We start from the raw sequence: 21,471 nt of genomic DNA on the forward strand, positions 1-21,471 counted from the left end.
TGAATTACACAGCAAACCGTGTATCATCAGGGCCTTCAACTACGTCTGTATCTTCATAGCCCACCTTAATAACTGAACGAGGGTCCAACCAATAGTTGACACCTACCATCCAGCGCTCCGCTTCTTCAATTTTATTGGTTTCAGCATATTCAAGGACCAATTCAGTACTACCTAGGGATTGAAAAGCATGCCCAACGAAGAAAGTACCTTGTAAAAACCATCCATTGCGTGAAAATGAGTCAATAGTTTGCTCATGATCTCGCTCAACAAATGAGTCCGTTTCAGTTTTAATATACTCGCCTCTGATGATGGCGTGAGTACTAATAAAGTTGATATCAAACCCATTGGCTGTGATATCTAGTTGTCCTTGTTCGTCGTAGGCACCTTGATAAAATGTTTATGTATTTAATCGTAGTGATTTCATTTCAACTGTAGTTGATTCAGATCAAAGCATCACTACGAATCGATTACGGTTTGATTACATTTCTGTAATCAAATCATTAACTTTATTTATCCATTCAAGGACTTTACTTATGCTGAAGCTATCAAACATATAAGTGAGCTTTCACTCTTCTACGAAATAGGCTTTTAAGATGTTGTATCAACAGACAGCACTAATATCAGGCGCTAGCTCTGGTATAGGACTTGCGCTTACAAAAGAGCTTCTACTCTCCTACCCTTTTATCCAGATCGTAGCACTGTGCAGAAATCCAGACACTTTACAACAGCTTAAAAGGTCTTATGGGGATAGGATCAGAATCGAGTGTATCGATTTCACTGATAGGGATTGTATTAAAAGCCTTCAAAACGTCGTCAATCAGCATACTCACTTTAGCTACCTGATCCATTGCGCAGGTGTTGTCATGCCATTTGGAGGTATTAGCAACGTCGCCCCTGATGAGTGGGAGGCAACCCAATGGATAAATGTCGAAGTACCTCGCCTTTTAACGCAGATATGCTTAAAAAAATTTAGTCATAGCCGCGTGATGTTTTTAACCAGTGATTTGCCTGTACAACCCGTTGCTGGCGCCTCAGCTTATTGTGTGAGCAAAGCATCATTAAATATGCTGTGCCAGTGTTTTCAACGTGAAGTCGATAACGATATTGCTGTTTTTACAACTGTGGCTCCTGGAAACGTCGACACGAAGATGCAGGAAACGATAAGGCAAGCCTCAAATCGAGTTTTGCCTGCATCGGAGTTAATGCGCAGTATGTTTTCGGCAAACAAGCTTTTACCTCCCCGATTAGTTGCACAATATCTGCGACAATTGCTAAGCGATGTCACGCCAAACACTTTTGGAAGTCGTAGTTGGAATTTACTAGAGAGTATTGTTGAAGTTTCACCTGCAAAACAGACAAAAACTGATTCAATTGACACGCGTGCTACTGAAACAAGCCTGGTAGAACTGGCAAGTCTTGTTGGCGGCGCATTCTGGTCACCGGGTAGTGCAGAATATGAAGAAAACAGGAAAGTATTCAATCAAGGTGTTTCGCGTTTTCCGTTAGTAATTATTCAACCTAAGACAAAGACCGATATTATACACATTGTCAAATGTGCAAAGCAGTTGCGCTTATCCATTACAATTAAGGGTCAAGGGCATGGTGTAAGTGGCATGTCGGTCCTTAACAATGCAATTGTAATTGATATGTCGATGTTTAAAACAACTGTACTGAATGTTGATAAGAGCTCAGTAAACGTCGGCGCAGGCGTCAAAAATAGTGAATTGGACCATTTTCTAGCGCAACACAATAAAGTGGTTCCTTTGGGTACCTGTCCCGATGTTGGTGTTGTCGGCGCAACATTGGGAGGGGGGATCGGTTTTTTGTCCAGAAAGCTTGGTTTGAGTTGCGACAATGTGCTCGCGTTTGGATTGATAACTGCTGACGGTAAAGTAAGACAAGTGACCGAATCTCAACATGCGGAGTTATTTTGGGCATTAAAAGGGTGTGGCCATGGTCAATTTGGCGTTGTGACCGATATCACGTTTAAATTACACGATGCCCCCCAAAATATTGATGGCCGAATACTCGAGTGGCCGTTATGTCACGCACGATCTATTCTTAGGCAATATAGCGAAACAGTGCTCAGTGATAACAGATCGGTTTTTCTATATGCATATCTCTCGCGATCTACGCACGATAAAGCACGAATTTCGATAATGGGGTTTAGTGAGGACTCGGTGCACGGTTTGGATTCTGTAGCCAAATGGCAAGACGGTGCCGAATTGTTAAGTAGGCGTTCGCAATACGTTGAATGCCAATCCAATAGCTACGATAGTGATCTTAACTTGTATTGGCGCAATGGCATAATTGAAGGCGAACTATCAGACGAATTCATTGAAACACTTTTATCGTGCTACCGTGCTTGTCCGGTAAATTCAGGTGGATTTATGCTAGACCCGCTTTGTGGCGCTATTCAGGATGTAAACGCTGACGGTTCGGCATTTATTCACCGCAACGCTTCTTTCGTCTGTAGTATCACAGGGATCACTCAATCAGAATGTGACGATACTGAAGTTATCGATTGGGTAAATAAATCTTTCGATTTGCTATCACCGTTTTTTAATGGCCATTCTTACCAAAATTATGACATGGGGAATGGGTCGCCACTTGCTCTTTACTACGGCCAACACACAGCTCGTTTGAAATTATTAAAACAACAATACGATCCTACTGGTCTGTTTATGAGCTCTCTTCTGCGCCCTGACTAAAAGTTTTTAATCATTGCTGTGACGATTTTGATAGTGTGAACGTGTATTCTACTATATTGAATTGGCATTGTGGTTTCTTGTAACAAGGAAATAGTTTATGAAAAGATGGATATGTTTGTTTCTTGTAATGTCATCTTCGCTCGCACATCCAAATGATCATGAGCATGGCGATTTTTACAGAGGATTAACTGGTCTTAAAGCACAAATTGATGAAATTAATCGTGACTTGATTTTGCTGGAAAATGCCACCCTTTCGAGTTCAGAAGTCAACAGGCGACTGGCTCGGATTGAGCAACAAATTGATGACGCAAATAAGAAAATTTCAGAGGCTTCTGACGCAGAGTTACGTGAGTTGAGTGCTCAAGAGTTAGAGCAGGTAAAGCGGTCTTTGCAGGTTCTCAACATGTAAGACATTCGAATGCAATTGCAACCCCATTTAAATCAACTGCATAAATCGACTAAATCTGAAACACTACTCGCTTCTTGGATGAACCATGTTCAAAGTTCGCGAACGAAGGCAGTTAAAGATGAAGCTGAAAGCGACTTAGTTGCCTTGAGAGAAGCAACGGATCGTGAACTGATAGAACTACAAATGAACACGCAGCGGCAAATTAATTCACTGACTGAGAGGCACGAAAACGATATTGTTCGCCTCACTCAAGACCATAAGGAAGAAGTAAGGCGTCTTGAGCAATTAAATTTAGACAAGGTTCAATATGCAGAGACAGCATTTGAAAATCTAATGGGAGAAACAGAAACACAAAATGGGCTGATATTTAAAAACCTCGCGGTCTCCATATATCTTCGCCGGTTCTTAGTGGAAGATGGTTACGATCGGTTTTTTAACGACTTAACGCTTACTTCAATTGATGAAACAGCAACGGTTCGGTGTGATCCAAGCATATTAAGAGAAGTGATTTCAATTCAAGAGCACGCAATTTTACGGTTTGAAAAAGTCAAAAACAAGCTAGAAGATGCTAAAATGCTGTATTACGAAGCATTACTAGATCTTGCATTTTATGAGGCTGAAATGTCGCGGTTTGGTATATTGAATGTCGATGCGACGCAACGGATCAATGAAAACCTTGTTGCTTTTGAGCAGAATTTACTCTTTTGGTTAAACGAAGCGAATACAAAACACCAGAGCGGTTACCGCGTTTCATTTTTCGCGTAATCTGCATGGTAGACAGCTTGGTTTTTATCAGGGGATGTTTGAGACTTCATGAAATTTTTGAATAACAACCCGCTAAAGCCGAAATGTTATCACAAGTGTCTGCATTGCTGGTAGAAAACGATATGGCTACTGTAAGACAAATAACTGACGTAATAGAGTCAAGAGAATGCAACTCTTTGTGGTCAAAATACACCAACTTCAAAGAAGAACGACCAAAACTGTTTGAGTATTAACGGTAGTCTGGGTTTGTTGGCACTAAAAGCACAATCTTCTCCGAATTAATCTTGCGTTGCTGTAAACACATTAGCGTTGATATCGAGAGTGTATCGACACACGCATTTGCGCGCAAGCGCATATGCGTTTATCAAGCATTACTCTGCTGCCTTGACTCTACCTTCCCTCATAATGTGCATATCTCATCGTAATTTTATGTCTGCGGCAGCATAGCGGATATTAATTACTGAAGGTGATTTATGGCAAAGTAAAAGGTGCATAGTTACACCGATGAGCTAAACCAATAGATAGTACCAAACAGCGCAAAAAAGATAGGTTGATGCAATATGTAAACCGCTAAACTATGCCGTCCGAGAAGAGTCAAGTTATTCGGGATATTCCATTTTGCAAACGGATCAAATCCGCTTTTCAAAACGTGCCCTATCGCAATACCAAACAATACAACACCTATCCATGGAAAAATCGCAACGTAATCGTTTGGAGAATGAGGTAGTGACAAACTGATCAGATTAAATGGCCATTTACTGGATACTAGGCCAATGTTAAACAACGTGACCGCAACAAAACCCAACAACAGCGACAATATGGGTTTTCTAATCAACGGAACACACAAAACACTCGCTACAGCAATAAAATGCAATACGCCAAAGAATATCCAGTTTGCATTAAAAAAATAATACGTAAAAAGCGATATTACCGCGGCCCAGAACGCTATGGAAAACAGCCGCAGTAAAAACATTTTTAGACTAAATTTTCGATAATTCCCGAGCACGAGCGACGCGCCTACACTCACGAAGAAGAGCGTCAATATTACATACCGAAACTCCCTCCACCCTTTTCCATTGGGGACATTCCAATCAACCCAACCAAAGAAACGAAGGTCGTAAGCAAAATGGAATACAACCATCAACACAATGGCTAACGTTCGTATTGCATCCAATGTGATATTGCGATTTTGCACGGAATTCAACGTTGTTAACGGTGCTTATGTGGCTTATTATCACGGGTAGATGAATGCGAATGAATGACCTTCCATCCTTCATCAGTTCGGCGAAACAAATAGGTTTGAAATCCTTTTTTATCAAAAACTGCGCCGGTTTTGCGCACTTCTCCTGAAACATTTACTGTCGTAACTGCCCAAGCGAAGTCTCCTTCAACGTTTGTTTCGATATCTAGAATATCAATGGTCAATCGTTTCAATACCTCTTTTTCCGGCTCTACATGATTTTTGACCAAATCCTCTAACCCTTTATTCTGACCGCCTGACTCAATGTAACGCGCACCTACCTGGCCAAGATAATGTTGATAGAACGGCATACCGTTACCAGACTCCCACCCCTTTTCAATATCTTGGATCATTTCTAGTATCTCGGTTTCGTCGTTCGTTTGCTCAGACGCATAAATGTATGGTGATGTGGCTAAAAAAATAACAACGCAGCTTGCATAGAAAAGTTTCATCGTTTTGACCTTTTTATTTTAATTTGGTGGGGAGTTAGTGAGACCAATGAATATGACTGATTTTCCACTGTCCATTGATCAGCGTTAAAAAGAGCGTTTCATTGCCTGTCCTATCAATATCTCGACCTTTATAGTTTCCAGAAGTGTGACTTCTTGAAATGGAGACAGCTGTATTACCATGCACACGAACATGATGCTCAATCGTCTTCGTGGTTACGGCAGATGAAAATTGCATGTCTGCTTGCAAATGATGTGCACGATATTCGTCGGCACTGCGCTCAATTCTGCCACCTTCCAAAATAAGGACATTATCGGCAAGTAAGCTCATGACTGTCTCTGCATTAGCGTCGGAGAGTGCTTTGTGGAATTGTTTTGCTATTATTCCTGCGTCGGAGTCTAGCCCTGAGAACATAGGACTATTGCTGGTGTCGTTATGCGATTTATCATGAGCATTAACACTGTTAGTTAATAGCAAAGGAACGAGTATGATTGACAACAAGTAGATTTTTTTCATTTTGTGTTTCTTCAATAATTGGGGCCTACGGCGGTACTTAACACCACCGTCACCATTAAAATAGATATCCCTATACAAAGTTCGATTTGGATTGATTTTTGAAGCGTTCGAGGACTGGTTATGCCGGTTAAAAGCTGAGGAGCCAATCGCAGTTTGTGTAACAACGCGATCAGAAAGATGGCACCAACAAACAACAGCTTAACAAGCAATACAAAGCCGTAGTTTGTGTCAAGCAAACTGCTAACAGAACGCACAAGTTGCCAAGCCAGTAGTAAACCAGCAATAATTAGCCCCCCAATGGGGTATACAGCCGATTTCCCAAATTTTGTCATGACGAGGTGCAAATTGGGGTTAGAAAGCGCTACGCACGTCCTTGAAAGAGGCCAGAGTGAACCCACCCACGCGAGCGCAATAACGGCATGAGCAGCCAGGATAAACTTGAAACTAGGTTGTAACTGTTGAGTATGCCCAGTTAATGTAAATGTATACCCAAATCCTGCCAACGCAATAACAATGAAAATTCCAAGAGAGCGATTTGAAATAAAAGCATTTTTTCTAATTGAATGACCTAAGTAGGTTAAATATAGTAGCGCACTTGCGAACAGCACTAGTCGACTTTTTGCAACATCTCCGAGCGTTGAATGCGCGACCATCTCTCGCATAACGGGGTCAAACATACCAGCGTATCCAGATTGAGCGAGCTGCCCAACCTGAAACAAAAAGTCAAAAGCACTAAAAATGATGCCAATGACCGCAAACAAACGCATGTGCCTTGTTACCGTTGTTTGTAAGCTTGCGGGTAGAGTAAATTTGGTGTCAGTATCAGTATTGGTAATGCACAAAATCCAACCACCACCAAGCAGCGCTGATACGCCGAGATAAACACCAAACTTTGAAATCAACAACCCCAACTGCCAAATGTCCATAGCGTCCTCTAATGGTTGCCGTGCGTGCTGTCGTGCTTTTTGTCGTTATGTTTCATCATTGAAGCATGCACCATAAAACTAAAAGCCCCTTCCATTTTGTGACCGTCCTGACCTAGCAACATCCAATTGACAGTGTATGTATCTACTGGTAATCCGGGTAATTCGTAACTAAAGGCACTAGCGAGTTCCGTACTTGGCTTAAACTCAAACGGAATGGTTTCCCCACTTTTCGATTGCAATGTGACTCTAGCCAACCTTACAGGCTTGGTAAAAACCAATGATAGTTCAGGTGGAGATGACATCAACATTGCATTATCCTTAGGCGTAGATGTCTTGAGTGTTGTGTGAGCAAAAGTTGAAAAACTTAAGGCTATCATGAGCATTGAAAAGATTAGTTTCATTTGAAGTCTCCTTAGACTTGATGGGTTATAGATGACACAAATGCTTCAATATTGATGGCATTTGGGTCAATGGTATTGTCGATCAGCAAGCCTGTGACGTCTTTCATCATCGCGCTGGGCCCAGGTAAAAAAATGTTCACCCTGAATGTAGTAGATATCAAACCAGACCATGTAAAGGCCGCTTAACGACCAAAACAACACCTGCCCGCCGACTAGCAGCATAAGCCAACGATGTGAACGGCGAACAGGTCCTTTCATTACGCAACGACAGCCAAGTATTTAAGCTGTTGTTTGCGCCATATTAAATAAATGGCAGGCAGTATGAGTAGTGTCAGAATAATCGCACTAACCATTCCTCCCACCATCGGCGCGGCAATCCGACTCATGACTTCGGACCCCGTACCAGAGCCATATAAAACCGGCAGCAATCCAAAGATGATAGTGGCCGTTGTCATCATGACGGGACGAACACGCAATCCTGCACCGTGCAGTACTGCCTCGGTCAACATCTCGGCGCTCGGTAAGGTACCCCCTTCTTTGCATCTATCCATCAGTGCCTGATATTCATGATTGAGATATACAAGCATAATGACTCCTATTTCTACAGCGACACCGGCCAAGGCAATGAAACCTACGCCTACGGCCACGGAGAAATTAAAGCCTTCGATGTACATAAGCCATATGCTGCCAACCATCGACAATGGCAACGTCCCCATAATAATCGCCACTTCAATGAAGTTTCGGAAGTTGAGGTACAATAGAATAACGATTATAGCGAGCGTCAAAGGCACAACGTAAGTGAGCTTCTCCTTTGCCCTTAACATATACTCGTATTGGCCAGACCAATTAATTGAATAGCCGGCGGGTAAAACGAGTTGTTCAGCAACAACTTGCTGCGCGGTAGCCACATACGTGCCTATGTCTACACCATCGATATCAACATACACCCATCCATTGAGCCGCGCGTTTTCACTCTTGATACCCGGTGGTCCGTCTTCGATGTAGACGTCAGCAACATCAGCTAAGGCTATACGTTTTCCTTGTGGTGTCACTACAGGTAACAAAGAAAGCGACTCTGGAGAGCTTCGGTATGACTGCGGATAACGAATATTTACTGGATAGCGCTCCAGCCCTTCTACACTCTGTGTTACGTTAACACCGCCAATTGCACTAGAGACAATTTGCTGAACATCAGCGATATTGAGCCCATATCGGGCGGCTTTTTCGCGATCAATGTCGACTTTCAAGTAGCGACCGCCAGCGACGCGTTCAGAATACACTGAAGCCGTGCCATCGACGTCAGTTAATATTGACTCAATTTGTTGGCCGATTTTTTGAATTTCCATTAGATCGGGACCACCAATTTTAATCCCAACAGGGGTTTTAATTCCTGTGGCAAGCATGTCAATTCGGGTTTTTATTGGCATCACCCATGCGTTGGTTAAGCCCGGTAAATTGACCACTGCATCAAACTCTTTAATAAGGTCCTGCGTGGTCATCCCTTCTCGCCATTGTTCTTTGGGTTTCAATTGAATGAATGTCTCAATCATGGTCAGTGGCGCGGGGTCCGTCGCCGTATCCGCCCGCCCTACTTTGCCAAATACCGTTTCTACTTCTGGCACGGTTTTTATTAATTTGTTGGTCTGTTGAAGAAGCTCTCGTGCCTTCCCGATTGATATGCCGGCATAGGTGGTTGGCATATACATCAAATCGCCTTCGTCAAGCGGGGGAATAAATTCACTACCAATTTTATCAATTGGCCAAAGCCCGATAGCCAAGACAATCAATGCTGCGACCATCGTTGACTTTGGAAAGCGCAAAACTGTCTTGAGCGTCGGTATGTATAAAAACGTTAAAAACTTGTTGACTGGGTTTTTGTGTTCAGGCAAAACCTTTCCACGTACAAAATACCCCATTAAGACTGGGACCAGTGTAATCGCAAGTGCCGCTGATGCAGCCATTGCATATGTTTTCGTATAAGCAAGAGGGGAAAACATCCTCCCTTCCTGGGCCTCAAGCGTAAAAACAGGTACAAAACTAACCGTAATGATCAACAAACTGAAAAATAACGCAGGTCCAACTTCGACCGCAGAATCGATAACAACCTGCCAGCGATTTTCCTTGGTAAGAGGCGTCTTTTCCATGTGTTTGTGCATATTTTCAATCATAACGATCGCACCATCACTCATGGCGCCAATGGCAATAGCAATGCCGCCCAACGACATGATATTGGCATTGATACCTTGCATATACATAACGATTAGCGCGGTAATGATCCCAACAGGAATACTGATGATAGCGACGAGTGACGACCGAACATGAAAAAGAAAGGCGACACATACCAAAGCGACTACGATAAACTCTTCTAATAGTTTTGAAGCTAGGTTATCAACGGCCCTTTCAATTAATGCGGAACGGTCATAAACAGTGACCACCTCAACGCCATCAGGTAGTCCTTTTTTTAAGTCCTCTAGTTTTGCTTTGACGCCATCTATCGTTTTTTGAGCATTCTCGCCAAAACGCATCACGACAATACCGCCGACTGTTTCCCCTTCGCCGTTTAGCTCTGCTATACCGCGGCGCATTTGTGGACCGATATCTACAGTGGCAATATCCCTTATTAAAAGCGGTGTGCCATTGTCATTGACGCCAAGAGGAATAGTTTCGATATCCTTCTTATCAGAAATATACCCCGTAGCACGAACCATGTACTCAGCTTCTGCAAGCTCCACTACAGAGGCCCCAACTTCTTGATTCCCTCGCTTTATTGCCATCTGAATATGAGAAAGCGGTATACCGTAAGCGCGGAGTTTTTCAGGATCTACTTTCACTTGATACTGTTTCACCATACCCCCTAGCGCCGAGACTTCGGACACGCCAGGCACAGTTTGGAGCTCAAATTTCAAGAACCAGTCTTGCAAACTGCGTAATTGAGAAATATCGTGTTGGCCGGTTCTGTCGACCAATGCATACAGATAAACCCAACCAACGCCTGTGGCATCTGGACCTAATTGCGGCCTGGCGTTTTCAGGTAGATTGGGGGCAACTTGCGATAAATATTCAAGCACCCTGCTTCTTGCCCAATATAAGTCGGTATCATCATCAAAAATGATATAAACGTAGGAGTCACCGAAAAACGAATAACCTCGAACCGTTTGTGCACCCGGTACGGAAAGCATGGCGGTCGTTAGCGGGTACGTTACCTGATCTTCTACAACTTGTGGCGCTTGACCAGGATAACTCGTTTTGATTATCACTTGGACATCGGATAAATCTGGGATCGCATCTACTGGCGTATTTTTCATTGTAACTAAACCGCCACCGACTATGATGATGGTTGCGAGTAAAACAAAGAAGCGGTTTGAGACCGACCAACGTATGACTGCTTCTATCATTCGTGCGCTCCTTCATGTTGGCTGTTATCCATCGTTCCTTTATCAGATGCTTGTATATGTACTGTGGTAATAACGTACGCACCGTCTTGGGTTTTGGTAATTTCGATGTGCAGTCGCATACCAGCGGTAATGTCAGATAAATCAACCTCATTAGCGACGTTAAAATCCATTGTCATTGCAGGCCAATCCCACGCCTCAATAGGGTCATGTTCAAGGCTTAACTGGTTGCTAGCACTCATCACTGCATTGACCGTTGCTTGAGTCCACACAGCGTCGACAGCGGTACTTGTTTCACTACTTGCCTCTTCAACAACATGAATGGTAGAAACAAGATATTCGCCACTTGAGGATTTTGAAATTTCAATATGCGCAAGCGTTCCAGAGGCCAAATCAGACAAGGTAATGTTATCTGCCACGTTAAAATCCATCGTCATCGCGGGCCAATCCCACTCTTTTATAGCGGGATGATCGACATTTATCATTCGATGCCCATCCATTACAGAATTAATCTTGACTTCAGTCCAAACGCTTTCAGACATAGTCGCCTGTGTACTTTGTGCTGAATCGATAATGTGCACGGTTGTCACCACATATTGACCATCAGTTTGCTTACTGATCTCGATATGTGCCGATGAACCACCTTTGACCGTTGCTAAATTGATATGCTCCGCTACCACAAAATCCATGGTCATCGGCGGCCAATCCCATTCTGGAATTGGACCATGTTTTGCAGTTATCATGTTGTGAGAAGGCATCACGTCTGTGATCATCACCTCTGTGAAGACCGATGTTGGACTTTCTTCAGGGGGTTCCATTCGCTTAAAGTCAGAGCTAATACTGCTCTCTGAATCAAGCATAAATTGAGCGGAGGTGACAATGCTGTCACCATCGATCAGTCCTTCAAGTACTTCTGTAAACTCGTCAACCACTCGCCCAATTTTGATTGCAACTGATTTAAATTTTCCATCTCCCAATGCCAATACAACGCGATTTTGATTGCCTGTTCGAATAACCGCTTCGGTTGGCACGATCAAGTTGGTCGAATCCATATCAGAGTGGATAGTCACTTGAGCGAACATGTTCGGCTTTAACGTATAATCTTGATTAGCAAAGCGAAGACGCACACGCAGTGTGCGGGTACTCTGTTCAAGGGTTGGGTAGACGTAGTCTACAACGCCTTGCCACGTCTTTCCGGGGAGGAAATCTAATTTCATAGTAACAGGCAGCCCTTCCACTATTTGGGCGGTTTGTCGCTCAAATACCTCTGCATCAACCCAAACCTCATCCAATGCACCAATCGACATGACTGTAACGCCAGGTTTTATAAAAAAACCTTCTCGAATGTTTAAATTATCTACGAATCCGGTTTGGGGTGCGGAAAAGGTAACGGTTTGCTGAACATTTTTTGTTTTTGTTAACGTCTCCACGACGTCTTCAGGCACTTGCAATGCATTTAAGCGAGAACGAGCAGCTACGATCAGATCTTTGTTGTTTCTGCGCATAGCAAGCAGCAATTCTTCTTGTGCATTCACTAACTCAGGCGAGTATAGAGAGTAAAGTGGTTCCCCTTTTTTAACATATTCTCCTGATGCTTTTACATGCAGTGTTTCTATCCAGCCTTCAACGCGAGGATGCACATGGATTAATGTTTCTTCGTTGTATTGAACGTACCCGACAGTTCTAATAGGGACATGCAGCGCGCGGCGCTGCACTTTCGCAGTTCGAACACCAAGGTTGTTCTCCACATTTGGCGCTATAGTAATTGTTCCTGAGCCCGCATCACCACTTGAACTTTCTTCGTAGACAGGAATGAGATCCATGCCCATCGGAGACTTTCCTGGTTCGTCTCTGCGGTAATTTGGGTCCATCGGCGCTACCCAATACAACGGTTGCTTCTCTTCGTTTTGCTCATTATTCGCGGTGGATGATGAAGATGGTATCAGAAACGTGAATGCCAACGCAGTCATAATACCGCCTGCTACCCCGCCTATGACGAGTGCTTTAATTGTGCTCATTGTTGTTCTCCGATTTGAGACAAAGGAATACCTGCGTTGGTATCAAAGTAATAGTTGAGTTGAATTTTTGTTTTGACCAAATCCACACTGATATCCAGTGCGTCAATTCTGGCATTAAGATCCGCAATACGAGCACGCACTACCTCAGCAAAGTCTCCTTCGTCGTTGGTATAAGCATTGAGCGATGCCTCAGCTTGCTCTTGCATTTGCTCTAACAATTCGAGTTCGTACAGCGCTTGTCGCTCCATTAATCGCTCATTTTCCGCATATAAAGACTGGATGTATGACATCATTTCTCTGAGGACTAAGCGCTTGTCGGTTTTAATGGCTTCAGATAGGCTTACGGCAGCCGAAACCTCTTGGTCTTGGCGGTTTTCTGTAAAAAGAGGTACATCGAAACTTACACCCATCGATAAAAAATCTGCTCGACTTGTACCGTCGGGCGTGTCGTCTCTGTAGGCGTAACTAGCGTTAACCCCCCATTGTGGCTTGTATTTTTCTTTGGCAAGGTCAATACCGGTTTGGCTGGCGCGAATTCTTTGCTCTATCGAGAGGATCAAAGGGTGTTGATTGAGAACCATTGCAAGCGATTGTTGATCTCTGCGCTCAAGTATTGTTCTCATATTCTGCCCCATGTTTTTGATCTCAGGTAGGGCATGCGGCAACGTTAATCGAGAAAAGGCATCAAATCCCGATTGACTTGGATAATTTTGATCTCTAACTAGCCACTCTAGAAGCTTCCCTGTGGCTCTTTCTTCTAATGCTCGTAGTTTAGTAAGTCGGTCTTCCAACCTTGTTAATTCCAACTTTGCACGAACGATATCTTGCTGATTTACGCGTCCAAAGGCAGTTGAATAATTTGCCTTTGCGATATCGCTGAGCTGTTCAAATAACGCTTTATCTTCATCAATTAGCTTTACACTTTGCTGCGCCCGATATATTTCTAACCATAAGTTTGATACTTGAACGCGTGCTTTGGCCACTCGGTCGGCTCTCATCAGGGGATGCTCTGCTGCTTGCTCCCGCAATTGACGAGACCTTATGGCTAACGAATCACCACGAGGAAACATCTGTGACACACCTACTTTTAGCTGAGTCATGGGCTCTTGATCAAACGCAAAACCATCAGTGGGTACATTTGCTAAACCGATGTTGACAACGGGGTCTGGTAGGCTCGAGGCGACGACACTACTGGACAATGTGGCACGTTCACGATGTGCACTGCTAACGAGCCATGGATCATTTTCTACCGCTATTTCTACTGCACGTTTGAGCGTTAATTTTTCATTCGCGATAGCGGGAGAGACCATCGAGAACGAGAACGCTCCCCAAATAGAAACAAAAAGACAAAACCGGTTCATTAGAATTGCTCCTCATAGGTGTTGACTTCAGCAAAGGTCGTAACTGAACCATCTACATTGAGTTGCAATACAAGGTAAGGTTGGAATCGTTCGTCAACTTCCATGCCCGGCGATCCAATTGGCATGGCTGGAACGCTCAACCCTAAAACCCCTTCAGGAGGGTTTTCTAAAAATTGTTGGATGTATTTTGCGGGTATGTGCCCCTCAAATACAAACCCGTCCTGAGAAAGAGCAGTATGGCAGGAGCGATACTGGGGTTCGATGCCATGTTTATCTTTAACTCTGGACATTAGCGCGACATTTGTCACATCTGTTTCAAAACCATGTTCTTCAATATGTCGTACCCATTTTTGACAACATCTACATGTTCTACTTTTGTAGACATCCAATGTAATTTTCGGGGCCTGTGTTGCAGACTTTGCATCATTATTTGCTTGCAGGACATCACTGCACGCCGTTAAAAAGAGGACTACAGAAACCAGAGCCCAAAACGGTATATTTTTTTTCATAAACAACTCTCACATATATTGAATTTCGCACGCTTCACGATGGAAACATCACGTGCAGTAACTGTTAGTCTTTACATCGACTAACCTGATTACACGAGAGAGTATTTTGGGGGGCGTAAATGTATAGCGATAAAGACTTTATGCAGCCTTGCTTGTCTGGTTAGGACTGGGGTGTTCAACAGTTTTGATGTTTCGAGATTCGCCCCAGCCAACATGCCGAGCTGAAAGGCAGCCATGGGACAACAGCAATCTTGATTGCAACAATTCTCTGATACATCATGTGTTGAGTGGGCCATGTGATGACCGATTCTGTTATCTATTTCATGCACCATATCGCTTGCACATGGCGTAGCTACACTCGCGAAAGACCCGCTTACTTGCACGCTCAACAAAGCGATAACAACGAGGTATTTGACGAATGAAAGTTTCACTTAAACCTGACTCCTTTAATGAAACGCGTTTTCACGGATTAGCTACGGCAATGAGAATATCAAATGGCCCTGACAGACAGATTACCTTGACATTACAATTTTGTAATCATGAGCGATATTGATAGCGAAAGTGTATTTTTAGTTGAATATTTGCGACTTCGAGCTACGATGTGGTGCGCTCATTAGTATATTGAATACTCTGTTGGTTGCTGGCATACGTTTTATTATTAGTATACTAACAGCATTTTACGATTGCGGTGTATTCAACAGGCTTACTCCATTGAATTAAAGCTATGCAGCAGGTTAATCACATACCATGAAAATACTTGTAGTCGAAGACGAAGTAAAAACGGGCGATTACATCAAACAAGGGCTAATTGAATCCGGCTTTGTTGTAGAATTAGTAAGGACTGGCCTGGATGGTCACCACAAATCGATGATTGGTGATTATGAATTAATCGTACTCGATGTAATGCTGCCCGACATAGAAGGTTGGAAAATCCTGTCTTCATTGAGAGAGACTGGTAAATTTACACCCGTTCTTTTTTTAACCGCTCGCGATCACGTTAATGACAGAGTCAAAGGACTTGAGTTAGGCGCAGACGATTATTTGGTTAAACCGTTTGCTTTCGCGGAACTCCTCGCAAGAGTGCGCACCTTGATCAGGAGAGGGACTTCTGTCCCTAACAACACGTTACACATTGCAGATTTGGAGCTTGATATCCCTTCTCGCGTTGCGAAGCGCGGTGGCAAAGTAATCAATCTGACGACTAAAGAGTTTACATTGCTTGAACTAATGGTCAGACGTCAAGGTGAAGTATTGCCCCGTTCTTTGATCGCCTCTCAGGTATGGGACATGAATTTTGACAGTGACACGAATGTCATTGATGTCGCTATCCGAAGATTGCGTGCAAAAATTGATGATGACTTTCCTGTAAAGCTAATTCAAACTGTCAGGGGGATGGGCTATAAAATGAGTGTAGATGATAGTAACGAATAAACTAAAACGGCCAAACTCTCTTGCGTTTAGAGTCACTATACTTGTTGGCATTACCGTATTTGTGTGCCTTACAATAATCAGCTTAATCGTTCAACAATCAATTGCAACGCATTTTGCTGAACAGGATGCTGATGAATTAAATGAGGTATTCCATGCTGTAAAACGAAAGCTTAGCGAAGCATACACTGAAAAGGTGGCACCTTCGAGTATCCTCGTTGAAGCAGTGTCTGGTCATCATGGAGTCTATTACCTTGTGCAAAATGAAGATGGAGAATCCGTATTTTCGAGTAAAGGCGTTGACTTGCACAAATACCCCGGTCAATTGTTTGACAACGATCTCATAACGCCTGATATGTTGACACTTTTTTTTGATGGATCCCATATGTTGCGAGCAACTGAAGCTCTCGTGACCGTCAGCACTGGTCAGAATAAGTCTACATACCGTGTTGTGGTAGCCTCCAACATGGAATTTCACATGAATTACATGGAAGACTTTGAAAAGACGTTATGGGGCATTATTTTCGTGTCTGGTTTGATCACGATAATAGTGGCACGTTTTGCTGTGTATCGAGGCCACTCGCCGCTACGAAAACTGAGTAGAAAAATAGGTTCTATTACTGCTGACAAGCTCGATATCCGACTAAATCCTTTAGAGGTACCGGTCGAGCTCGCAGGATTAGTGGGGTCGTTTAATGCTATGATTGAACGACTCGAAGCTGGCTTTGAGCAACTTTCATATTTTTCTGCGGACATTGCGCATGAATTGAGAACACCGGTCACAAATCTGACAACTCAAACGCAGGTTATTCTGAATCAACCGCGCACTGAAAGTGAATATGTTGAAATTTTATATTCTAATTTGGAAGAATACGAACGTATGACCAAGATGGTCAGTGACATGTTACTTCTAGCCAAAACGGAACATGGACTCGTCAAGCCACAGTTAGAGCGACTAAATTGCCGGGCAGAGCTTCAAGAATTAGTTGAGTATTTTGAACTACTGGCAGAAGAAAGACAAATTCAAATTCGCATCCGAGGGGCCGATGCCACAATTGATTGCGATAGGTTCATGTTTCGACAAGCTATGAGTAATCTATTGTCAAACGCAATTCGATATTCCTTCGAAAACGCGATTGTTAAGGTAGCAGTATCTACCAACGATGAACATACAAAAATTACCGTTTCAAATCCAGGCCCGAAAATCTCTGATGACCATCTTCAGAGACTTTTTGATCGCTTTTTTAGAGCAGACCCTTCACGAAAAAATCATGGTCAAGGCGTTGGTTTAGGATTGACTATCGCTCGTTCATTGCTTCACATGAACGGAGCTAAACTAACGGTTAGCTCAGATGACAACTTAACCGTATTTGTTGTATCATTCCACAAATAATCAATCAAACTTCGTCCTGGACTCTAAACAGGTGGTCACTTTCTGAAGCTGATGTATCGGCCACTTCCCCTCATTTGTCATGTTTGCACTTTCCAACACCTTCTTCATAAAACTGGACATTTCATCATTAATCTTAATACAGTTGCTGGTATAGGCTTTACTTGTGTGTATCAACGATTGATCTAACAGTTCGGAATAAGTTGATTAATACCTTCGGAAAAAACCAAGCCTAGAGCCTCACTACCAAATTGGGAAACTCATTTTTCAGTTCCTCAATTATTGGATAAAGAATGATAACCTGCTCACTGTGAAAAACACCTGGAGCCAGATGGAAAACGCACATCTGTCGTGTTGTTTCAGCTGCTATAATAGTCGTCATCATTGACTCATTTTGGCCAATCACACTTAGGACTATTTCATTCGCATCGTTTGAAATTTTCCCACACGCTCGGACGGTGACGCCACAAATATCAGTGCTATTGTGTATGTTTATAAAAAGCCAAAATGCTATTTTTCGAAAAAACGGATTGCGCAGGAGCAAAAAATTGGGTTAAAGAAGTTGCACAGTAAGCACCTATGCAGCACGCGCATATCGATTGATCATTTCCTTCGCAGTGCTGTGCATCTTGGTTCTTTTTCTGAATGAAGTGTGTGATTATTTAAATTAGTATGTTCTACGTTTGATAAGGAATCATTTGAGGATATATGAGATTCTGATGTGTCGTGACCATCACATATAATTGGGTTCGTCATAGCAAAGCCATGCTGTGAAAGCAGCGCAGCTATTAGTACTAATTTAAACCATTTATAAATGCCTGACACAAATAAACTCCATCAGTGAGTAAGGAAATAGTAGCGGTATTCCGTTATTCTTACTTTGACGCAGATCAACACAAAAAAGTGCGTAGGGCCTTTAAATATTAAAGCCGTAATCAACTAGTTTAGTACTCTTGATTCATATAGCCTTAAACTACGCTTAGAAAGTACAACATAGCCATCATTTATAGCAATGCTTTTAATTAGTGCATCCTCAAAGATTACGCTACCGCACGTGAAATCGTGACTGAAAGTTGTGACTTCGACATCATTTGCGATATATAACGCGTTATCTAACGAAATAAGAATCCCAAAGTGCCCGTATTGTCGAAGAGCATGACTAAATTGAGTGGTGTTTTGATCCCAATTTACAAACCTTCTTTTTACTGGAGGTAGACTTTGGAATGACGCTAGCTTTTCCAATTGAGGTGTGGCGTTATTATAAAGCTCATTAAAGTTATTGAGTAATTCTTCTAACAGAGTTTCTGCGAGTAACTGAGACTTGACCATCAATGATGATATCGTTTCATTGTCTTCGACCTCAAATTTCTCTTGGATTAGGATGCTACCTGCATCAAGTTTCTCAGTAAGTTTATGAATGCTAACACCCGCGTTCTCAGGGTTGTCGATAATGTAGGTTAGTGGGGTTGGGCCTCTACTTTTGGGTAGTAAAGATGGGTGGATATTAATCGCATATTTTATTTCGTTTATGGGTAGTTTGTATCCGTAATCTGCTACAACAAAGACTGTCTGCTCGTCATTTAAATATTCTTTAAGAGTCACGACACTTGGGCGTTCGGTGGAATAAACAATATTGTGTGTACGACAAATTCGTTTGATAAAGCTCGCATTTTCCTGAACATCGTTTATGAAAACGAGCTCAATGTTCAATCTAATTTTGATTAGAAGTGACAAACAATTCGAGAATAAGTCACTTCCAAAATAAACTATCTTCATATATGTTTGCACCTTCTGAGAGTAGCGAATGCCATGCTGCTTAGCAGTACACTAAATATTGCAAATGATTTAACAAGTGCTTTCATGATTACCTCTATCTTTGGTTAATATTCGGTTTTTAAAAATTAAAATTACTTTGATTGTCAAAAGTGCGCATTTATTTGTTTAACTTTGACTTCAATCGAATTGACTGTCGTAGCTATCTACTTTCGCGTAAGGTTCGTAGCTCCCATCTTGATATATAATGAAAACGGTATAAGGCATAAATTGCTCTGCTACTTCCATTCCGGGTGAACCTACTGGCATAGCCGGAACAGATAACCCGATAGCCTTTGGATGTTCTTCTAACAAAAATCGTTTTATAAACTTAGAAGGGACATGGCCTTCAAATACAAAGCCACTTTCTGTAACAGCGGTATGGCAAGAGCGAAGACTTGGCGAAATTCCGTATTCGTTCTTGATGTTGCTCAAGTTATGAAAGTCCTTTGTACGTAGGTGAAACCCTTGGCTTTCTAGATGGGTTATCCACTTTTTACAGCATCCACACGATGGTGATTTATAAACTAATAATTCGAAGACATCGTTTGCGCCATGGTGGATATTTGCCATGGCAACGCCAGGTAGAATTAGCAGTAATACCGCAGCTTGATAGGTGATTTTTTTTAACATTTTTGCCTCCAGACAAAGCTGGCACATATAGGTACATTAGCACCTAGATAATAAACAGGAACTGAAACAAATTGTGCGTGAAATTTGGACGCACTAACCCTGTGTTAGGCAAATATCGGGGGGCGAAAAAGTGAGGAAGTTACTGTAACTGGTTGTTGGAAGAATAAGCCAAATGAAGCGTCCGGCACCACTGGGCGTTGAACAATCATCATGAAAGCTATAAGGACGGGAGCATGAGTACAACCACCTGGTGGGCATGTGCATTCCGACGTGTTGCAACAATCTTTAATACTAGCGTTCTCGGAACTGCTAGAATCTACTCTCATACCATGGCTCATGTTCATAGAGCAATTCGATTCAGAATTGCTATTGTAGTGTTTGTTGTCAATAGCCATTTCAAAACTCATAGTATCTATAGCCATAGCTTGCCCAACGAGGGCAGATAGCACTGTAAATACTAGTATTAATTTTGATAGGGATTTAGACATTTTTTAAGCATTGAACATAACCTATACGGAGAATAATGGATTTTTTCGAATTGGTAAACAGTCGAGACTAATTTGTAATCAGAATAGCCCATTCATCGGCAGAATTTTAGAAATAGTCATGATGAGAGAAATAGCCTACAACAATGCAAATTTTTAGCCGCGCCACTAAATCCGTAATTCAGATACTGCGATAGAACTTGAACGCTCTAAGTAGTTGCCACAATGCTTTCTCTTTGTCCAGTTCCATTAACGTTATAACAGGAGGTACCCGGACTTACACAAAAAATTGAGGAGGCTGACAAATAAATGCTTGAGGAACTCGCGCTCTGACAGATAGAGTTTTTGATGTCGGCGACCTTATTGACAGAAACCTAAATTCTGAGAGGTGTTTGAATTTATTAGATGAGAAATGATTCTTTTCTGTATTAGGGAATCATGAAAAACTAATATTAGAAATCAATTTGAGCAAGCTATACCAATCTGAGCTTTGGTATCAGAATGAAGGTAAATGGTGGCAATACTTAGACAATGAGCTTAAGAATAAATATTTTAACTTAGCTAACAAGTTACCTCTTTCGATATCTATTGAAACGAACTTTGACAACATTGGAATAGTCCACGCAGATCATCCTTTCCATTCTCGGCCGCCTACATAAGACTGTCAAAATTATATTAAGCAAATTCTTTGGGAAAGGATATTATCCTAATAACAATATCAAAGACCCTAAATCTACTTTGTATAAATTCTCTGAAGATTTTATACACATATTCAATTACCGAAACTTCAAACTTACTCACAGTAAAATAAAGTTAGACTGCTAAAACAAAAAGCCCCGCATTTTCATGCAGGGCTTTCTGAATAATGGTGCCTCGCTCCGGGATTGCAACGCGCGGCGCAGCCGCAGGGGCACGTTAGCGTGTGCCTGTGTTTTCAACCACCGGGATCATCGAGTAGGGTGAGGCGTCACCGCCTCATCCCTCTCACAGAACCGTACATACGGGCCTCGTATACGGCTCATGTA

Annotated in this window: 17 protein-coding genes; 5 read left to right on the forward strand and 12 right to left on the reverse strand. The window is 42.4% G+C overall.

The features are described 5' to 3' along the window. Nucleotides 1-4: 4 nt before the first annotated feature. Complete coding sequence (locus QME20_RS16180; RefSeq protein WP_281716256.1) at nt 5-160, reverse strand: hypothetical protein; 156 nt, start codon at nt 158-160, stop codon at nt 5-7. A 433-nt stretch (nt 161-593) separates the two neighbouring features. Between QME20_RS16180 and QME20_RS16185 the strand changes: the two genes are divergently transcribed. The 3 genes from QME20_RS16185 (at nt 594) to QME20_RS16195 (ending at nt 3,885) form a co-directional block, all read left to right on the forward strand. After that, a complete protein-coding gene (locus QME20_RS16185; RefSeq protein WP_281716257.1) occupies nt 594-2,711 on the forward strand; it encodes an SDR family NAD(P)-dependent oxidoreductase in 2,118 nt (705 codons plus the stop codon). 97 nt (nt 2,712-2,808) lie between these two features. After that, nucleotides 2,809-3,120 carry a hypothetical protein gene (locus tag QME20_RS16190; RefSeq protein ID WP_281716258.1) on the forward strand — a complete coding sequence of 104 codons (312 nt, stop codon included), beginning with the start codon at nt 2,809-2,811 and terminating at the stop codon, nt 3,118-3,120. Nucleotides 3,121-3,129: 9 nt separating this feature from the next. Further along, entirely contained in the window at nt 3,130-3,885 is a 756-nt protein-coding gene (locus QME20_RS16195; RefSeq protein WP_012516842.1) for a hypothetical protein, read from the forward strand. Between the two features lie 496 nt (nt 3,886-4,381). Here the strand turns inward: QME20_RS16195 and QME20_RS16200 are convergent, their stop codons facing one another. The 9 genes from QME20_RS16200 to QME20_RS16240 form a co-directional block, all read right to left on the reverse strand. Further along, complete coding sequence (locus QME20_RS16200; RefSeq protein WP_014996994.1) at nt 4,382-5,080, reverse strand: heparan-alpha-glucosaminide N-acetyltransferase; 699 nt, start codon at nt 5,078-5,080, stop codon at nt 4,382-4,384. Nucleotides 5,081-5,094: 14 nt separating this feature from the next. Then, a complete protein-coding gene (locus QME20_RS16205) occupies nt 5,095-5,577 on the reverse strand; it encodes a nuclear transport factor 2 family protein (protein WP_012516840.1) in 483 nt (160 codons plus the stop codon). A 34-nt stretch (nt 5,578-5,611) separates the two neighbouring features. Further along, on the reverse strand, nt 5,612-6,091 hold the full coding sequence (locus tag QME20_RS16210) for a nuclear transport factor 2 family protein (protein ID WP_061487037.1): 480 nt from the start codon (nt 6,089-6,091) through the stop codon (nt 5,612-5,614). Between the two features lie 11 nt (nt 6,092-6,102). Further along, complete coding sequence (locus QME20_RS16215) at nt 6,103-7,017, reverse strand: CopD family protein (protein WP_049587497.1); 915 nt, start codon at nt 7,015-7,017, stop codon at nt 6,103-6,105. Between the two features lie 8 nt (nt 7,018-7,025). Continuing rightward, the gene (locus tag QME20_RS16220) at nt 7,026-7,418 is read right to left on the reverse strand and encodes a copper resistance CopC family protein (protein ID WP_156079163.1); all 393 of its coding nucleotides are present in this window, start codon (nt 7,416-7,418) and stop codon (nt 7,026-7,028) included. A 257-nt stretch (nt 7,419-7,675) separates the two neighbouring features. Next, nucleotides 7,676-10,813 carry an efflux RND transporter permease subunit gene (locus QME20_RS16225; RefSeq protein ID WP_239241041.1) on the reverse strand — a complete coding sequence of 1,046 codons (3,138 nt, stop codon included), beginning with the start codon at nt 10,811-10,813 and terminating at the stop codon, nt 7,676-7,678. After that, nucleotides 10,810-12,828, reverse strand: coding sequence for an efflux RND transporter periplasmic adaptor subunit (locus tag QME20_RS16230; protein WP_156079161.1), 2,019 nt, complete (start codon nt 12,826-12,828; stop codon nt 10,810-10,812). The genes QME20_RS16225 and QME20_RS16230 overlap by 4 nt, the downstream gene beginning before the upstream one ends. Further along, nucleotides 12,825-14,189, reverse strand: a complete 1,365-nt coding sequence (locus QME20_RS16235) for a TolC family protein (protein WP_014996986.1) — start codon at nt 14,187-14,189, stop codon at nt 12,825-12,827. Before QME20_RS16235 ends, QME20_RS16230 begins: the two co-directional genes overlap by 4 nt. Further along, nucleotides 14,189-14,698, reverse strand: coding sequence for a DUF411 domain-containing protein (locus tag QME20_RS16240; protein ID WP_049587499.1), 510 nt, complete (start codon nt 14,696-14,698; stop codon nt 14,189-14,191). Before QME20_RS16240 ends, QME20_RS16235 begins: the two co-directional genes overlap by 1 nt. A gap of 747 nt (nt 14,699-15,445) precedes the next feature. Between QME20_RS16240 and QME20_RS16245 the strand changes: the two genes are divergently transcribed. Both QME20_RS16245 and QME20_RS16250 read left to right on the forward strand, forming a co-directional pair. Continuing rightward, a complete protein-coding gene (locus QME20_RS16245; RefSeq protein WP_020742690.1) occupies nt 15,446-16,129 on the forward strand; it encodes a heavy metal response regulator transcription factor in 684 nt (227 codons plus the stop codon). Beyond that, nucleotides 16,113-17,519 carry a heavy metal sensor histidine kinase gene (locus QME20_RS16250; RefSeq protein WP_156079160.1) on the forward strand — a complete coding sequence of 469 codons (1,407 nt, stop codon included), beginning with the start codon at nt 16,113-16,115 and terminating at the stop codon, nt 17,517-17,519. Before QME20_RS16245 ends, QME20_RS16250 begins: the two co-directional genes overlap by 17 nt. Nucleotides 17,520-18,455: 936 nt before the next feature. Here QME20_RS16250 and QME20_RS16255 read toward each other — a convergent pair. Together QME20_RS16255 and QME20_RS16260 are read right to left on the reverse strand one after the other, a co-directional pair. Continuing rightward, nucleotides 18,456-19,292 (reverse strand): formyltransferase family protein, encoded by an 837-nt coding sequence (locus QME20_RS16255; protein WP_012516828.1) that lies wholly within the window; start codon nt 19,290-19,292, stop codon nt 18,456-18,458. Nucleotides 19,293-19,469: 177 nt separating this feature from the next. Next, the gene (locus tag QME20_RS16260; RefSeq protein ID WP_012516827.1) at nt 19,470-19,961 is read right to left on the reverse strand and encodes a DUF411 domain-containing protein; all 492 of its coding nucleotides are present in this window, start codon (nt 19,959-19,961) and stop codon (nt 19,470-19,472) included. Nucleotides 19,962-21,471 lie beyond the last annotated feature (1,510 nt).

Source organism: Alteromonas sp. CyTr2, from assembly GCF_947311905.1.
Taxonomy (GTDB): domain Bacteria; phylum Pseudomonadota; class Gammaproteobacteria; order Enterobacterales; family Alteromonadaceae; genus Alteromonas; species Alteromonas macleodii.

Excerpts from the sequence above, each read along its gene's own strand:
- QME20_RS16220 (WP_156079163.1), bottom strand. The coding sequence starts at position 7,418 with ATGAAACTAATCTTTTCAATGCTCATGATAGCCTTAAGTTTTTCAACT.
- QME20_RS16260 (WP_012516827.1), bottom strand. The coding sequence starts at position 19,961 with ATGTTAAAAAAAATCACCTATCAAGCTGCGGTATTACTGCTAATTCTA.
- QME20_RS16230 (WP_156079161.1), bottom strand. The coding sequence starts at position 12,828 with ATGAGCACAATTAAAGCACTCGTCATAGGCGGGGTAGCAGGCGGTATT.
- QME20_RS16255 (WP_012516828.1), bottom strand. The coding sequence starts at position 19,292 with ATGAAGATAGTTTATTTTGGAAGTGACTTATTCTCGAATTGTTTGTCA.
- QME20_RS16185 (WP_281716257.1), top strand. The coding sequence starts at position 594 with ATGTTGTATCAACAGACAGCACTAATATCAGGCGCTAGCTCTGGTATA.
- QME20_RS16215 (WP_049587497.1), bottom strand. The coding sequence starts at position 7,017 with ATGGACATTTGGCAGTTGGGGTTGTTGATTTCAAAGTTTGGTGTTTAT.
- QME20_RS16205 (WP_012516840.1), bottom strand. The coding sequence starts at position 5,577 with ATGAAACTTTTCTATGCAAGCTGCGTTGTTATTTTTTTAGCCACATCA.
- QME20_RS16240 (WP_049587499.1), bottom strand. The coding sequence starts at position 14,698 with ATGAAAAAAAATATACCGTTTTGGGCTCTGGTTTCTGTAGTCCTCTTT.
- QME20_RS16210 (WP_061487037.1), bottom strand. The coding sequence starts at position 6,091 with ATGAAAAAAATCTACTTGTTGTCAATCATACTCGTTCCTTTGCTATTA.
- QME20_RS16225 (WP_239241041.1), bottom strand. The coding sequence starts at position 10,813 with ATGATAGAAGCAGTCATACGTTGGTCGGTCTCAAACCGCTTCTTTGTT.
- QME20_RS16250 (WP_156079160.1), top strand. The coding sequence starts at position 16,113 with ATGATAGTAACGAATAAACTAAAACGGCCAAACTCTCTTGCGTTTAGA.
- QME20_RS16245 (WP_020742690.1), top strand. The coding sequence starts at position 15,446 with ATGAAAATACTTGTAGTCGAAGACGAAGTAAAAACGGGCGATTACATC.
- QME20_RS16235 (WP_014996986.1), bottom strand. The coding sequence starts at position 14,189 with ATGAACCGGTTTTGTCTTTTTGTTTCTATTTGGGGAGCGTTCTCGTTC.
- QME20_RS16190 (WP_281716258.1), top strand. The coding sequence starts at position 2,809 with ATGAAAAGATGGATATGTTTGTTTCTTGTAATGTCATCTTCGCTCGCA.
- QME20_RS16195 (WP_012516842.1), top strand. The coding sequence starts at position 3,130 with ATGCAATTGCAACCCCATTTAAATCAACTGCATAAATCGACTAAATCT.